We start from the raw sequence: 16,488 nt of genomic DNA, 5'->3' as shown, positions 1-16,488 counted from the left end.
TCCTAATAATATTCCCCCACCAGCACCCTAGCCTCCTCGATACACTCCCTCAACATACTCCTGTCGCAAAGCATACCCTCTATCTCTTCGTCCGTGTAACCCATATCGTAAAGCAGCATAAGATCCTCCTGCGATACCCCGAACATACCACATATATCGAAAAGTTCGTCATCATCATAAGCGAGCTTTCTGTATCCGTAATAGTTCCAACCATAGCAAAATTCGTTCGGTACAAAGCTGCTTTTCTCAAAATGTCCACGCTTGTCAATGCTTATGATTTCCCCTTCTGTGACTTTTATCACTTCAAACGGCAGCTTTTCAAGGAAACTGCCTTTCAGCACGTTCTTCATAATGTCCTCTGTGGACGTGTACACATACAGCCCTAACTGCTTGTAATGGATAAGGCAGAGCGGATTGTCGCCCTTTGCGATGAAAAGCTTGTTCTTGTCGCTCAGTATCGTGAATACGAACGAACCCTCTACCGCCTCTGACATCTTCGCTATGGTCGTGAAATTAAGTCTGCCGTATTTCTCGATAAGCTGTGCGGCAACGTAGCTGTCAGTTTCTATCTTGCTTTTCGGCAGATGTTCAGACTTTGCAAGCTGGCTGTCGTTGTAAAGCACGCCGTTGTGACATAAAGCAAAAGACCCGTCCGCAGTTTTGCCTGTGAACGGGTGGTTATTGTAAATGTACCTAGCGTCGCCTTGGGTAGTCATTCTCGTATGACCTGTGAGGATAACTGTGTCTTCAGGCACATAAAGCCTTACCTTGTGAGCAGGCTTTGCTCTCTTGAAAACTTTAAGTTCGCCGTGTTTCACATAAGCTATTCCCGTTGCGTCTTTACCCCTCACCTCTGACTCGACGGATAATCTGTTGATAAGTTCTTTCATCTCGCTCCTGCTGAGCGAACGTCTGTAATTTACAAATCCAAATATCGCACACATAGTTAATCCTCCTCGCTGACAGGCTCGTTAACATAGAGCCTTTTCTCTTTCAGATACCTGATAAGCTCTGTATATTCAGGCTTTATGCCCAGCACAAAATCCGCCCAGGATTGCTTGTTCATATCATCATCATTAAGGCATACTGCGTTTTGGCATATGCTGTCTACAAGTTCAAGCGTCGCCATAAAGCTGTTGAATTTTAGAGTGCCCCTGAACAGCCTTATCTCAACAGTATCAGCATTTGTGATGTTCACGCAGGCATATCTGCCCTTAGTGCTTTTCTTTGCCTTTTCAAGTATCTCTTTCGGCTTGTCATTGTAGCCGTGTCTTGCCGCCCAGCGGTCAACGCTGTATGCAGTACGCCGTGAGAACTTGAAAAGCTCGTTCCAATGGCTCTCGAAAAAGAACATTATTCGGCTTATGACTTCTTCCTGTTCCTCATAGGAATATCCAAGCTGTTTTCGGCCAATATGGACGTGAAGTCCGCAGGTAGACGTATTATGCGAACGGTAGCCAAGGGAAAGCGCTTTTCTCACAATATCCTCCCACGGAAATTTCTTTCGGTGAAAATCTATTGAACAAGGGTGGCTGACAAGTTCCATTCCCTCGTCAAGAGAGCCGTCTGACTTTATGTAAAGCACTTCATTCTGACCATTAGCTGTATCATATATCTTTCCCGCATTATCATCGTATCTTCCTGCACCGTCTATCTCCAGTTCAACGCCGTAAAAACGCACGTTGTCTTCTTTCGGCAGTTTGTAGAACACGGGCTTTGGCTTGTAGTAATAATCGTTGATGTAGTCGCCGCTGTCACAGCAATCGTCATAACATTCACGGCAATAGGCATTATCGCCGCGCCAGTAAGTATCGTCTGAATGCACGATAGTTTCGCAGTTTGAACAGCGGTAGTAATGATTATCATAGCAATCTGTACAGAGGATAGTGTTCTCATCGCTCACAGTATTCTGTTCAAGACAGCGTTCGCCGCAATGGTCGCAGACCACGGTTTCGTTATCGTAGCAATCCTGACAAAGTATCTCGTTTTCGACTTCATAGCATTCCGCCTCGTCCTCTAAAGCGCAGCCGCAAATGCTGCAATGGGTAAGTTCGCTCATTTTAAAACTCCTTTACAAAATACAAAAATTAAAGGCAGACCCGAAAGCCTGCCCTATGGTGTTCACTCGTCCTTATCTGCGATATAGGTGATGATCTCCTGCGCAATCTCCACCAGCACGCTGCCAACAAGCACGAGTATGACTTTAGCTTTGTTCATCGTAACGCCCTCCTTTCTGCATTTGCGTTACTTCACAAAGATAATGTATATTTGTAAACGTTAAGTTTCCGAAAAGTGCCGTACTAAACCGCTGAACATTAAGATAAACCGATATTTTTTGAAAGGAATGATAAATTATGTTTGACGATATTCCCGACATCCTTACCGCTAAAGAATGTCAGCAGCTTTTAAAGATAGGCAAAAACTCTATGCTTCGTTATCTTAAAACAGGAGAGATAGAGGGTTTCAAGATAGGCAGCAGGTGGAGGATATACAAGTTTAGTGTTATTGAGTTTTTGAGGAAGAGGTGAAAAAAGAACCGCCCATGTACTGTGTTTTTCAGTACAGGGGCGGGTGATTACTTTTGTAGTGTTACAATAGCACTTATACAAAAGTTAATGAAAAAGGACTTGTAAAAAAGCCAAAAGTGTGTTACAATAGAGATGATTTGGTAATTGCAAATGTAAAATTCAAAAATAAAATGATACCTAAATGGCAATAAATCACAATAAGCTGTGAGATTTGCTGATAGATACAACCTGATAGATACAACCATAAATACAAAAACTCATTGTCATGCCGCTTGAACCAGCTAGTCAAATGAAAAGTTTGCATGGAAACTTAGCACAGTCAAAACTCTACTCAAAAAATTAAAAAGCAAATGAAAAAGCTTAACATCTTATATTATATTTCTGATACATCACCTAATACCCCCCGCTAAGATCAACAGTGAAAAACGGCATTTTGAAAATGCTCTTGCAAAAACTTGCAAAATAAAATATGCTAATGATAAATTCAATTAGTGACAGAACATTGAAAGTCGGAAACTCATACATATTTCATTTGAACAATTCGAAGAACTGTTCTTTCAATAAAGCAACTATATAAAGTTCCTGATTTCAGATTTGATACAGACATTTTTACCGCAACTGCAATGATCGGTGGGAAAAGTGATCTTTAGCGTGGATTTTATAACTTCATGATACTGATAAAAGTTACAATATCAACATTATCAAGACAGAATAAAATTAAGAATGCCCCTGTTTACTGACATGTTTCTAAACCGCAGAAACATACCGTCATGGTATTTGGCATTTCAAAAACAATGTAAAACAGAAGCCTAATATTGTTCGTATTTTCCAGAGCAGTTCTGCATGTACTCTTTTTTTGTTTGAATGCATGCACGCTAATCTCTAATACTTTGATAGATTTGATACTCTCGTGCAAGACAGAGCATAATAATCTTAAGGCTCCGTTTTGGATTAGACATATTAAGGATATAATAATTCAAAGAATGTTTAAGTTTATAAGTGTATAAAAGAGGTAAAACTATGCCGGACGAAATAAAAAAAATTGAAATGGGTTCTGCTACATTTGAAGAAAATAAAGCTGATAGTCATATTCCTTCAAAAATCCAAGCAGATACATTGTTCACATTTACCAGTCAGATTGAATATTTAATACCATACATAGAAAATGCTTGTCTTTATCCAAGATACTGTGATGAAGATATTGAATATCTCAATATCGAAAAGTATAAAAAGATCTATATTCCTATGAAGTGCTTTTGTGATATTAATCTTCATAGAATAGACTGCCATTTAGACTGGTACGGTTACTATGGTTTAGCATTTCCAAAAAAGTGGGGTATGAAGAATGGTATCCAACCTATTCAATATATTAATCCAGAATCAAACCTAAGAAAAGACTTTTCTGTTGTTTTTAATCAGATATTAGATGATGACTCATCTGGGACAGATTCTTTAGGAGATATGATGAAGAGCTTCATGCTTCATGAGCTTATGTATTATAAGCCATATGAAGGGAAAATGAGAAATCGAAGATCAAAGATGATTGAGAAGAAGTGCTTTACTGATGAATGCGAATGGCGATATGTCCCTGATCTTTCAAACACAGAATTTCAACATATATACTATGATCCGAATATTATGAATGCTGGTATTATGAATGATATTAGTAATTCGCTCACTAAGGTTGAAGGCATCGCCTTGAAATATGATTATACTGATCTTAAATATATCATAATAAAAACAACTGACGATTTTGTTAAACTGGTTTCTGTTATTGATAGATTGAGGATTGATGTTAACACAAGGAATGAACTCATTTCAAAAATTATAATATGGGATAAGTCGAGGGAGGATTTCTAATGTTTGTTGATTTTAATAAGGTTTTTGGAAAAACACCTCAAACAGAATTAAAGATACCTCAAGCATTAATTGATCAGTTGAGTTCAAAACTTCCTGATGGATTCATTTATGTTGTGGATAGCAATAATAATCTGACTATTTCTCATGATGGTAAAAAAGATTTAAAATATACTATTAGTGGGATGATTCTTGAACCTACTGATCAACAAAAGGAGATATTAGGCGATGATTTCTCCTTTGATGATATTATGAATTTATCATATAACTCTCAGAAACCGGTGCCGGTGAGATTTAAAAATGGTAAGTATGTGAATATTAACGGGACAGATATTTCAATAGAACAACTATCATATAACCCTTTTAAGCCGTATGAACTTGTAATTGATTCGACATATATCCATCCTTCACCTTTCCCTCCTCCATTCACCATACAAATAGGAAATATAAATAAAAAGATCGAATTGTCAATCAAAAGAATACCTCACAACAGTCTTGATACTAATGCGTTTAAATCAGATGATAGTAAATGTCTTTCCGTAGTCTATTATTTAAATCCGGATAAACGATATTTATCAATGACGATAAATATTATGATCAGTAAAGCAAAAAGTGTTCAAGAAATAATAGATTCCATTGAGATCTATAACGCATTCATTGAGGGAAAAGGATATATATTTAACGCATTAATTGATTCCCGACTTGAAACCACAAATGCAAATAAGTATGATGATGAAGCGTTAGCATTTTGGAAGAAAGTCAAGAAACTTGAAGATAAACTTGGTGTTTCTTTTGATCCTCATGCAAGCGAGTTCGAATTTAAAGATATATGCAATATTGAAGAAATATATCAAAATATTATCAATAAAGCTCCTATAAGACATAATACAAGCATTAATTCCATAACAAGTAAAATAGAGTTTTCAAAAGATAATACTGCTAAAGACGCATTAGAAAAACCAATTTATTTTGAATTCAACGGAAAATCTGTAGTTGCGCTTTTGGGACAAGAAATAGAATTACCATGTATCATTGGCGTTTTCAATGCGGTGTTTGCAAAATATGAAAAAAATGAAGAAAGAGATGAGTGTACTATTTTCTTAGAAAATGAATCTGATGAAAAACAAATGTATATTTCTGAACTTAGATTTTTAAATGATGAGGAACTACTAAAATATAAGGAAGAGACGCCGGATCGTATGAATCAGTTCAAAAATGCAAAAAAAATCCACGAGTATTTAACACGATAACAAAGAAATGAGTGTTGCCAGAATGGTAGCACTCATTTTTCTCATCCATCTACGTCGAATACTCATCAAATTTGTACATAATTTGAATGAAAATGTACTCTGTTTGGTCGTATTTCTCGCTATCCGCTGACATCATCATTTTGAGTAATTTATCTTTCACATCTTCATAATCAGTTTAGATATGGTTCCGAAAAATAAACCGTGTAAACGCAATAATCGCCAAATTTCTGACAATACTAAAATTGCAGCCAAGCAGGGCAACGCTGAGGAGCGGCCTGACGCAGGCTGTGAGATAAAATGGTGGAAAGTGGCGGCAGAAATGTCGTCGTTTTTCAATATTCCACCGGATATCTCCAAAGCGGATAAACCTCAGGGGTTTGGGGACAGAGTCCCCGACAGCCGTCAGGCTGCAAATCTGTCCTCAAAGTATATCGCAAACTGAGAATACGCCAGACCCCAGTCTCTGATAGGCATGGTCCACTTCTTGGCTATCTCTTTGACGCTCATATAGATGACCTTGCGTATGGAATCATCAGTCGGAAAAACCGCCTTTGATTTTGTGAATTTTCTTACCATTCTATGGTAGCTTTCGACAGCGTTCGTCGTATATATTATCTTCCTGATCTCCTGCGGATATTCAAAGAATGTTGTCAGTTCAGCCCAGTTTTTGTCCCATGATTTTATGATGTTGAGATATTTCTTGTCCCACTTTTCACGAAACTCTTCCTTGGCAAATTCTGCGTCGTCAAGATTGACTGCACCGTAGATTTTCTTTAAATCAGCGCATACAGCTTTTCTGTCCTTGTAAGGCACGAATTTACAGCTGTTCCTGATCTGATGAACGATGCAGAGCTGATTCTTTGTCTTTGGGAAAATAGCGTTGATCGCATCACAAAGTCCTGTCAGATTATCGTGACAAGCGATGAAAATGTCCGTGACTCCGCGGTTTTTAAGGTCTGAGCATATACTTGCATAAAAGCTTGCGGACTCATTTTCAGAAATCCATATTCCAAGAATTTCCTTATGACCCTCCATGTTGATACCGAGTACAGAGTACACGCACTTATTGATGATTTTATTGTCCTTGCGCGAATTAAAAACGATTCCATCAAAGAAAACGATAGGATAAATACTGTCAAGAGGTCTGTTCTGCCACTCGTTTACTTCGGGAAGAATTTTGTCGGTTATGCGTGAAACAAGTCCCTGAGAAATTTCTGAACCGTAGATCTCATGAAGAGTGTCCTCAATATCAAGCTGAGACATTCTCTTAGCGTACATTGCCATGATCTTCTGCTCAATTTCGTCTGTACGGGTCTGTCTTTTTTCGATGATTTTAGGTTCAAATTCACCGTTTCTGTCACGGGGAACGGCTATTTCACACTCGCCGTAATCGCTGGAAATGGTCTTTTTGCCGTAACCATTTCTACTATTTCCGGAGTTGTTGCCTGCGGCAGAATGTTTCTCATAACCCAGATGCTCGTCCATCTCAGCTTCAAGCATCTGCTCGATAGTTCCTGCAAACAAACGCTTGAGTTTAGCCTGAATATCGCCTGTGCTTTCGCACTCCGCCATGATGAGCTTCACAAGCTCCATTTCCTTCTCGCTTAAACCGTGTTCTCTTGTTTTCATTACAATCTACCTCCAAATTTCTTTGTGGGTATTATTGTCATTTACACGGTTGGGTATTCAGACTCTTAGATATTGTACCTGCCATTACGCATGATAGTGATGAAATTCGATCTTGCATCGCCAATTCAGATATAGTTAACATAGTGGTTACCTACATTTTTCAAATAAGATACGGTGTTATCAATATTTCTATATCAAAAACAACTTCATCGATATTATTATTCACATTAACATTGTAAGCAAATTTCTAACATAATCCAGCAATTTGACAAGCTCGATCTTCGTTCTTTCTGTATCATTTTCTAAGTGAATCTCCATAATATGACCAATTTCATCTGTTGAAAATATTATATTTCATTTTTAAAAAAAGTCAACTAAAAACATTTCCCTTACTCTTAAAATTTATTTTGCAGAAACAAATAATTTGCATAAACAGTTTTTGTTCACCTCTTCATGCTATAAATCATATCGATCCACGCATTTTCCACAAAAAGTATTGAAAAGCCGCTCTTTATATGGTATAATATACATATTGATTAACTTATTAGTACAAAAATAATATAATGGGGTGAATGAATGAAACCGATAATATTCGTTGATACAGAAGTCAGCGAGGCGGATAACAAAGCTTACGATTTCGGAGCAGTTAGCGAAAGCGGAGAAAAATTGCATACGGGTTCTTTCAGCGAGTTTCATTCGTTCATTTCAAACTCAAAATATCTTTGCGGACACAATATTATTGACCACGACTCAAAATACATAGCAGCTCCCGAGAATGCTGAGTATATCGACACTCTCTATCTTTCACCTTTGATGTTCCCGAACAGACCTTATCATAAGCTTTTGAAAGACGATAAGCTGTGCACCGACGAACTTAACAATCCGCTGAACGACTCGCTGAAAGCAATGAGCCTGTTTTATGATGAGATAAATGCTTTTCAGAGCCTTGATAATGAACTGAAACAGATATACTATATGCTTTTGAAAGACTGTCCATATTTTTCAGGCTTTTTCTCATATCTTGACTATTCAGCCGATGATGACCTTGAAACCGCTATATTAGTGTATTTCTCAGATAAAATATGCGAAAACGCACCATTATCAGATTTTATTACCTATTCACCGGTTGAGCTTGCTTACTCACTTGCTATGATATCTGCGACTGAAAAATATTCGCTTATACCAAGGTGGGTGATAATGAATTATCCCAAGGTCGACGCAGTTCTAAAAGCATTAAGAAATACGTCATGTGGCAAATGCAGCTACTGCAAGTCTGAACTTGATCCTAAAAAATATCTCAGCAAATACTTTGGATACCCTGATTTTCGTACATATAATGGTGAGCCTTTGCAGGAAAATGCAGTGAATGCCGCCGCTGAGCATAGATCTCTGCTGGCTATCTTCCCGACGGGCGGCGGTAAATCACTTACATTCCAGATCCCCGCACTTATGGCAGGCGAGACCGAAAGGGCGCTGACTGTTGTCATTTCGCCTTTGCAGTCCTTAATGAAAGATCAGGTGGATAACCTTGAAAAGAGAGGTATCGCTGACGCTGTTACCATAAACGGTCTGCTGAGCCCTATTGAAAGAGCTGAGGCTATCGACCGCGTTGAATCAGGGCTGGCTTCTATTCTGTATATTTCTCCTGAGTCGCTTCGTTCTGTTACGATCGAGAGGCTGTTTTTGTCACGCCATATTGCAAGATTTGTTATTGATGAAGCCCATTGTTTTTCTGCGTGGGGACAGGATTTCCGTGTTGACTATTTGTATATCGGCGATTTTATAAGAGAGTTGCAGGAGAAAAAAGGCGACGGCTGCAAGATACCTGTGTCTTGCTTTACTGCAACGGCAAAGCAGAAAGTCATAAGCGACATCAAAGAATATTTCAAGAATAAGCTTGACATTGAGCTTGAACTGTTTGCAACAAGTGCGTCAAGAACGAACCTCCGCTATGAGGTTTTGTATAAAGAAACCGACGCTGAGAAATATGATGCTCTGCGCTCACTTATCGAGCAAAAAAATTGTCCCACCATAGTATATGTATCGAGGACTAAACGTACAAGAATGCTTGCCGAAAAGCTTACGAGCGACGGATTTAAAGCCCGAGCTTTCAACGGAAAAATGGAGAGCAGTGAAAAGCAGGAAAATCAGGAAGCTTTCATTAATGATGAGATACAGATCATCGTTGCTACATCGGCTTTTGGCATGGGCGTTGACAAGGCCAACGTCAAGCTCGTTGTGCATTATGATATTTCAGATTCTTTGGAGAACTATGTGCAGGAGGCCGGCCGTGCAGGACGTGACCCGTCCCTTCAGGCAGAATGTTATGTATTGTTCAATGACAGCGACCTTGATAAGCATTTTATGCTGCTCAATCAGACAAAATTAAGCATAAGTGAGATACAGCAGGTTTGGAAAGCTGTAAAAGACCTGACCAAAACACGTCCTGAGGTATGCTGTTCGCCGCTTGAAATAGCAAGGCAAGCCGGCTGGGACGACAGCGTTGCCGACATAGAAACGAGAGTGAAAACGGCGATACAGGCTCTTGAAAATGCAGGTTATCTTCAAAGAGGTAAAAATGTTCCCAGAGTATATGCGACCAGCATACTTGTAAAGAATATGATAGAAGCGTCTAGGCAGATAGAGTCGTCTTTGCGCTTTACTGACGAGCAGGAACGTGTTACAGCCAAACGAATAATCAGCTCGCTAATATCAAGCAAGAGCATTTCCAGAGCAGGCAATGATGACGCTGAGTCGAGAGTCGATTATCTCGCAGACCGTTTAGGCTTACAGAAATCAGATATTATCCACTCGATCCAAATGATGAGAGAAGATAAACTTCTTGCCGATACCAAAGACCTTACTGCATATATTTTCAAAACAGATACTGAAAACAAATCGCTTCTTGTGCTGCGCAAATTTCAGACACTTGAAAAGTTCTTGCTTAACTACATTGACGCAGACAAACTTTGTATGAATTACAAAGAACTTAACGAAGCGGCACTCGCAAACGGAATAAAGTCAAGCTCTGTCAATTCGATCAAAACGTTGTTTTATTATTGGACAATACGAAGCTACGTTCAGAAAGAGCAGGACGCCGCCACAAATAAAGTGCTTATAGTTCCAAAGCTTAATTTCAAGACCCTTGCCGAAAAACGTGAAAAAAGTTATCGCATTGCTGAGTTTATCATTCATTACCTATTTGAAAACAGCGACTTTGTATCAGGCGAAAAAGAAGAAGTCTTGGTAGGGTTTTCTATCCTTGAGCTTATGAACGCATATGACGCTGACGTTTCGGAGGAGGACATCGAGGAAGCGTTGCTGTTTCTTTCAAAGATAAATGCTATCAAGCTTGAGGGCGGATTTCTTGTTCTGTACAGCGGAATGAGGATAAAAAGGCTTGTTCTCGATAATAAGATCAGGTACAAGCTTGAGGACTACAAACAGTTGAATGAATTTTATCAGCAGAAAATACAGCAGATACATATTGTTGGCGAATACGCAAATATGATGGTGCGAAATTATGATGAAGCTCTGCGTTTTGTCAATGACTATTTCCAAATGGATTATAAGAAATTCTTGTCGCAGTATTTTTCGGGGGAGCGTGCCGCTCAGATAGTAAGAAATATCACGCCTGCAAAATACAGTCAGCTTTTTGACACACTTTCTGAAAGACAGCTTGAGATAATTCGTGACAATACATCTCAACACATTGTTGTTTCAGCAGGCCCCGGAAGCGGTAAAACAAGAGTGCTGGTGCATAAGCTGGCGGCTTTACTGCTGTTGGAGGACGTAAAGCACGAACAGCTTCTCATGCTGACTTTTTCAAGGGCGGCAGCTATCGAGTTTAAACAGCGTCTAAAAAAGCTCATCGGTAATGCGGCAAGCTTTGTGGAAATAAAGACTTTCCATTCATATTGCTTTGACCTGCTTGGTAAGATTGGAAATATCGAAGACTCAGAAAATATCGTCAAGGACGCAGGCGAGCTTATAAAAAGTGGTGATGTAGACCTTGGCCGAATAACCAAAACAGTGCTTGTTATCGACGAAGCACAGGATATGGATAAATATGAATATCAGCTTGTGGAAGCACTTATGGATCGTAATGATGATATGCGTGTTATTGCCGTGGGTGATGATGACCAAAACATATATCAGTTCAGAGGCTCTGATTCGGTATTTCTAAAAAAGCTCATCACTGAGCACAATGCTAACCAATACTCTCTTGTTGATAATTACAGAAGCTGTCAGAGCGTAGTTTCTTTCGCCAATAGATTCGTAAAAGAAATATCTGACAGAATGAAGGATGAGGATATTGTAGCTGTTTCGCAGTTCAGCGGTGAAACAAAGCTTATAAAGCACAGTGGAAAATACATAGAAACTGCCGTGGTGGACGATATAGAGGCTGAAAATGTGGCAGGAACTACCTGCGTCCTTACAAACACAAACAGAGAAGCTCTGATCGTAATGGGCATTCTCAAACAACGGAATATTCCCGCAAAGCTTATCCAATCTATCGACGGCTTTGATATGTATGACATTGCGGAGATACGTTACTTTTTGAAGAAGCTTCAAGTAGAGGGTGAGGAGGTCACGCCCGTTATAAGCGATAACCAATGGAAAAATGCCATTGAAAAGCTAAAACAGCAATACCGCAATAGCGAATGTCTGCCGTTGATACTTGATATTCTCACCGCTTTTGCAGAAACCAATGCAAGAAAATATCGCACTGACTTTGATATGTTCCTGCACGAATCAAAAATAGAGGACTTTTATCAGAGCAAGCAGGGTGTGGTCACTGTGTCAACTATGCACAAGTCAAAAGGCAGAGAGTTTGACAATGTTTTTATGATGCTGAATGATCCTGACATTGATACCGACGAATCAAAAAGAAAACTATATGTTGGGATAACAAGGGCGAAATCACTTCTGCACATGCACTACACGGGTGATGTCTTTGATAAATTTACAGATGCTGCATCCACGGATGAGATCGACCTGCACTCATACTCTAAGCCTACCGAACTGATAATGCAGTTATCTCACCGAGATGTATATCTTGACTTTTTCAAGGATAAAAAGCTGCTGATACTGCAACTGCGAAGCGGCACGCACCTGTACGCACAAAACAACAGATTGTATATTCGATATAAAGAGAGACTGTTGCCTGTTTTGCAGTTCTCTTCAGCTTGTTATGAAAAGGTCAAAAAATTAATTGCAGACGGATACAAACTTTATGACGCAAAAATACGTTTTATATGCGCTTGGAAAGGCAAAGAAGACGAAACCGAAACGGCAGTAATTCTGCCTGATATTTATTTTAAGTTGTGAAAGGCTTAATAGAGAAATGAGCGATAAAACCAAAAGCCGGGAGGCTGTAATGAAAACAATAAAGTATGACAAACTTGTACGTGACAAGATCCCTGAAATAATCGAAAAGTCGGGTAAGAAATGTGTTGTTGAGGTAATGGATAAAGAAACCTACATACAGTATCTTGACCGCAAACTTAATGAAGAGCTTGCAGAATATCAGTCTGACAAGTCAATAGAGGAACTGGCAGATCTTCTCGAAGTAATGCAAGCCGTTGCTGTTGCAAGAGGTTATTCTGCTGAGGAACTTGATAACGTGAGAAAAGAAAAAGCTACAAATCGCGGAGGCTTTGAAAAACGTTTGCTTTTAAAGGAAGTGATCGAAGATGCTGACTAGGCTCTCAAATAATGCAGGGAACAGTAGTGCTGAAGAAAAATTTGTTCAACTTTTTTGCGATGTTTTTGGTGCTGAAAAAGGGCAGTATGTCTATCTTCAGTACCCCTTTGTAGATATTTACGGTAAACATCGAACTATTGATTTTGCAATAAAAACCGAAGCGGATAAGATCGCTTTTGAAATAGACGGTGAAACATGGCACAACCCGACTAAGGTTTCAAAAGACAAGTACATTGATGATCTGCTGAAACAAAACAGCATGGTTCATAATGGCTGGAAAGTGTTCCGTTGGACTGATTCACAGCTTGATAAAACACCCGAACGAGTAAAAGATGAGCTGGTCACCTTTTTAGGCTATACTCCTACGCTTACATATATAGACGATGATATGCCCTCACAGAAAGGGAAAGTCTTTGAACTCAGAGAGCACCAAGAAGAGGCTTTGGCAAGTCTTAATAAAATGCGCGAAGAGGGAAAAACAATTGCTCTTGTGCAGGGTGCAACAGGCTCAGGAAAATCAGCTATTGGCGTGCTGGACGCAAGATCTATTGGAAAAAGAGTTTTGTTTCTTGCTCACACAAAAGAACTTGTTGAACAGGGTGTTAAAAATTTCGAGAAGCTATGGCCGGAAGTTTCTGTAGGAAGATTTTATGAAAACTATCACGAAACAGATACACAGGTAGTGTGCGGCAGTATCCAAAGTATTATCAGAAATCTTGATCTTTTCCGTCCCGATGACTTTGATTACATGATAATAGATGAGTGCCACCATGCTTCTGCAAAAAGCTACGCTACCATTCTCAGCTATTTCAGGCCTTCATTTACTCTCGGGCTAACAGCTACCCCCGAGCGTGCGGACGGCGAAGATCTGCTTGAAGTGTTTCAGAATGTGGCCCATAAACTTGATATAAAAGATGCCGTTGAAAGCGGAGTTCTTGTGCCTGTACGCTGTATCAGGGTAAAAACGAATATAAATTTGACTGATGTGCGTATAAACGGATTTAAATATAATTCGATGGATCTTGAAACAACAGTCGTTGTTCCTGAACGAAACAAACTGATAGTTGATACTTATCTTGAATATGTAAAAGATAAATCGACAGTAATTTTCTGCACTTCTGTCGATCATGCTGATAAAATAGCTGAATTACTGAGAAACAATGGCGTTAAGGCTGAAAGTGTTTCAGGAAAAACAGAAAACAGCAAACGCAAGCAAATACTTAAAGACTATGAGAATAAAAAGATAAAAGTTCTTTGTGCCTGTGACCTGCTTAACGAGGGCTGGGACAGCCCCATAACCGAAGTTTTGTTTATGGCAAGACCTACAATGTCAAAAACAATATATATGCAGCAGCTCGGAAGAGGTATGCGTATCCACGAAGGCAAAGAGTTTCTTATGGTCTTTGATTTTGTAGATAACGCCAATATGTTCAATTGCCCATACTCACTTCACAGAATACTTAATATCAGCGAATACGTTCCCGGCGGAATGGTTCTTGGAACTAAACACGGTATGTCTTGGGATAAGGATATGTTCAAACATGGTGATAAGCCTGCGGTTCTTATTGATTATCCTATCCACGCTACCGACTATGAGATCATTGATCTGTTCAATTGGCAGGAGAAAGCAGACAAGATGTATTCTCAGCTTGAGCTTACCCGTCACGTTTCAGCACAAGGCGAAACGATCGGCAAATATATCAGAGAGGGCAAAATAAAAGCTGATCTGGAAGTTCCCATAAGTGAAAATAAAACACTTTACTATTTTGAGCGTGAACGCGTAAAAGAATTCTGCAAAGAATTTGGCTGGACTGAAATAACCCCCACTAATCGAAAGCGATTATTTATGGATTTTTGCAAGAAAATGACTATGAGCTATTCATACAAGCCTGTATTTCTCATTTCACTTATTTCAACTATGAACGAAAAGGGTGAAGCAGATCTTGACGATGTTGCGTATGCTTTTTCAGAGTATTATAAAGATCGTAAAGAACAAGGATTGCCTGCTGAGAAGAAAAAATGTATTTTTACTGAGGGCAACTATACTCTGAAAGATGTAGAGAAGCTGATACTAAGTAATCCATTCAAGAGGTTTGAAGATATGGGCTATATGCACCATTCAAAATATCTCGGCATATTGCAGATCGACAAGAGCATAATAAAGCACTTTAACGATAATGATATGTCTGATTTGCTGACATACTGTTCAGAAGCGCTCAATAGATATTGGAAATAATAACCATAGAAGAACTATTTGAGATTCATCGCCTATTTCAAATAGTTCTTCTTTTGATCCCAACAAATCACTCCCTATCATCTCCCCCATACCAAAACACTTCCTTCCCCCTAGACTTTCTGCGTATATATTCATACAACGCTTTTTCCTCCTCACTCGGCGGAGAAAACCCCAAAATAGTGTTCAGCGATTGTAAAAACGGCGTTTCCTTGTCGCTTGTTGGAACTGATGAAACGCCCATATCCTCAAATTTGCTGAGTAGCTTTGAAACTGACCGCTGACATTTTTCGCTGTTCTCTATCACGCTCTCCATAGTAGGTCGTGAAGCGTGCGCAAGTTGCTTTGAAAAATCATTCATCTTTTCGCCAAGCTTTGTCTTGCCCGAAACGTACTTTTTGATCTGTTTTTTCTGCCAGTAGGGCGATATAAAACAACTGTCTTTGTTAAGCACAAAAACGTCATCGAAAACATCTCTTATGACTTCCATTCTCTTACGGTATATTTCCACCAGCTTTTGAGCCGTGTATACTTTCTCGGAAAGCTTGTCCGCAAACTTTTTCCTGCACCTTACTTCAACACGCATAGTGTCTTTGTAATGTTCCTTCTGTTCATCACTGCTGTTCTTTTTACTGCGAACTTCGTGACCCTTGTTATATACAACAAATTCAACCTTTTTAGAGTCATTGACCGCATTGAATGAACTGTCAGGATCAAAATTCTCAGTATTCTCCTCAAGCTTTTTGTTGTGATGAAAACCCAGCGTCAAATAAAGCTGACGCATAATGCGTATGTACTGAGTAATTTTATCCTCAGGGATATCGTGAATATCCTCCGTCAGATCGACCCTTGTGATCTCGAAATCGTCTATCGTCAAGCCGCTAAAACAATACTGTATCTGCATATCCAACCGCTCGACCATATCGCAAAATTCTATAATATTGCTTATATGCTCAGTCTTCATATAAGGCTTATAAAATTTATTAGGATTTATCTTAAGTACTAATTTGTACTTATTGCTGTTTTTATACAATTCAGCCTTACTGCTTCTTCTTGTTTTTATTATAATACCCATGCCACTTAATTCAGTGGAAATAAATTCTTTATTACCTGCCCCTTTTTTAGGGTCTACCATTTTAAAATTTTTAGTTAGTTTAATTATGTCATCGAAGTCGGAACTGTAAGTAAGTTCCAGCGTATCTATGAAATAAATATTCAAGATAATACCTCCTAACAATTAATTTTCAACAAATATTTGTCAAATTAATTTCATGTTATCTTGCT

Annotated in this window: 11 protein-coding genes; 7 read left to right on the top strand and 4 right to left on the bottom strand. The window is 39.0% G+C overall.

Annotated features, from left to right (window positions below):
* Window positions 1–2 precede the first annotated feature (2 nt).
* Complete coding sequence (locus DWW81_RS05045; RefSeq protein WP_117896929.1) at window positions 3–944, bottom strand: glucosamine--fructose-6-phosphate aminotransferase; 942 nt, start codon at window positions 942–944, stop codon at window positions 3–5.
* Between the two features lie 2 nt (window positions 945–946).
* Complete coding sequence (locus tag DWW81_RS05040) at window positions 947–2,059, bottom strand: amidoligase family protein (RefSeq protein WP_117896928.1); 1,113 nt, start codon at window positions 2,057–2,059, stop codon at window positions 947–949.
* Between the two features lie 295 nt (window positions 2,060–2,354).
* On the opposite strand from DWW81_RS05040, the gene DWW81_RS05035 reads away from it, so the two are divergent.
* From DWW81_RS05035 to DWW81_RS13100, 4 genes are all read left to right on the top strand, one after another.
* The gene (locus DWW81_RS05035) at window positions 2,355–2,528 is read left to right on the top strand and encodes a helix-turn-helix domain-containing protein (protein WP_038672127.1); all 174 of its coding nucleotides are present in this window, start codon (window positions 2,355–2,357) and stop codon (window positions 2,526–2,528) included.
* Window positions 2,529–3,548: 1,020 nt separating this feature from the next.
* Complete coding sequence (locus DWW81_RS05030; RefSeq protein WP_117896927.1) at window positions 3,549–4,388, top strand: abortive infection system antitoxin AbiGi family protein; 840 nt, start codon at window positions 3,549–3,551, stop codon at window positions 4,386–4,388.
* Window positions 4,388–5,635 carry an abortive infection system toxin AbiGii family protein gene (locus DWW81_RS05025; RefSeq protein WP_117896926.1) on the top strand — a complete coding sequence of 416 codons (1,248 nt, stop codon included), beginning with the start codon at window positions 4,388–4,390 and terminating at the stop codon, window positions 5,633–5,635. The genes DWW81_RS05030 and DWW81_RS05025 overlap by 1 nt, the downstream gene beginning before the upstream one ends.
* Window positions 5,636–5,816: 181 nt before the next feature.
* Entirely contained in the window at window positions 5,817–6,077 is a 261-nt protein-coding gene (locus tag DWW81_RS13100) for a hypothetical protein (RefSeq protein ID WP_147338964.1), read from the top strand.
* On the opposite strand, the gene DWW81_RS05020 is transcribed toward DWW81_RS13100, so the two are convergent.
* Entirely contained in the window at window positions 6,038–7,228 is a 1,191-nt protein-coding gene (locus DWW81_RS05020) for an IS256 family transposase (RefSeq protein ID WP_117896997.1), read from the bottom strand. The genes DWW81_RS13100 and DWW81_RS05020 overlap by 40 nt on opposite strands.
* Window positions 7,229–7,840: 612 nt before the next feature.
* Between DWW81_RS05020 and DWW81_RS05015 the strand changes: the two genes are divergently transcribed.
* The 3 genes from DWW81_RS05015 to DWW81_RS05005 are packed head-to-tail and all read left to right on the top strand — an operon-like array spanning window position 7,841 to window position 15,207.
* The gene (locus DWW81_RS05015) at window positions 7,841–12,595 is read left to right on the top strand and encodes a RecQ family ATP-dependent DNA helicase (protein WP_117896925.1); all 4,755 of its coding nucleotides are present in this window, start codon (window positions 7,841–7,843) and stop codon (window positions 12,593–12,595) included.
* Window positions 12,596–12,644: 49 nt separating this feature from the next.
* Window positions 12,645–12,971: a nucleoside triphosphate pyrophosphohydrolase gene (locus DWW81_RS05010; RefSeq protein WP_117896924.1), complete on the top strand. Its 327-nt coding sequence runs from the start codon at window positions 12,645–12,647 to the stop codon at window positions 12,969–12,971.
* Window positions 12,961–15,207, top strand: coding sequence for a DEAD/DEAH box helicase family protein (locus tag DWW81_RS05005; RefSeq protein WP_242989566.1), 2,247 nt, complete (start codon window positions 12,961–12,963; stop codon window positions 15,205–15,207). Before DWW81_RS05010 ends, DWW81_RS05005 begins: the two co-directional genes overlap by 11 nt.
* A gap of 67 nt (window positions 15,208–15,274) precedes the next feature.
* On the opposite strand, the gene DWW81_RS05000 is transcribed toward DWW81_RS05005, so the two are convergent.
* The gene (locus tag DWW81_RS05000) at window positions 15,275–16,423 is read right to left on the bottom strand and encodes a phage/plasmid replication protein (protein WP_117896923.1); all 1,149 of its coding nucleotides are present in this window, start codon (window positions 16,421–16,423) and stop codon (window positions 15,275–15,277) included.
* Window positions 16,424–16,488 lie beyond the last annotated feature (65 nt).

Origin of the sequence: Ruminococcus sp. AF17-1AC (genome assembly GCF_003461385.1) — a bacterium.
GTDB lineage: Bacteria > Bacillota > Clostridia > Oscillospirales > Ruminococcaceae > Hominimerdicola > Hominimerdicola aceti.
The sequence above is the reverse complement of the archived record's forward strand: the minus strand, read 5'-3'. Positions and strand labels throughout refer to the sequence as shown.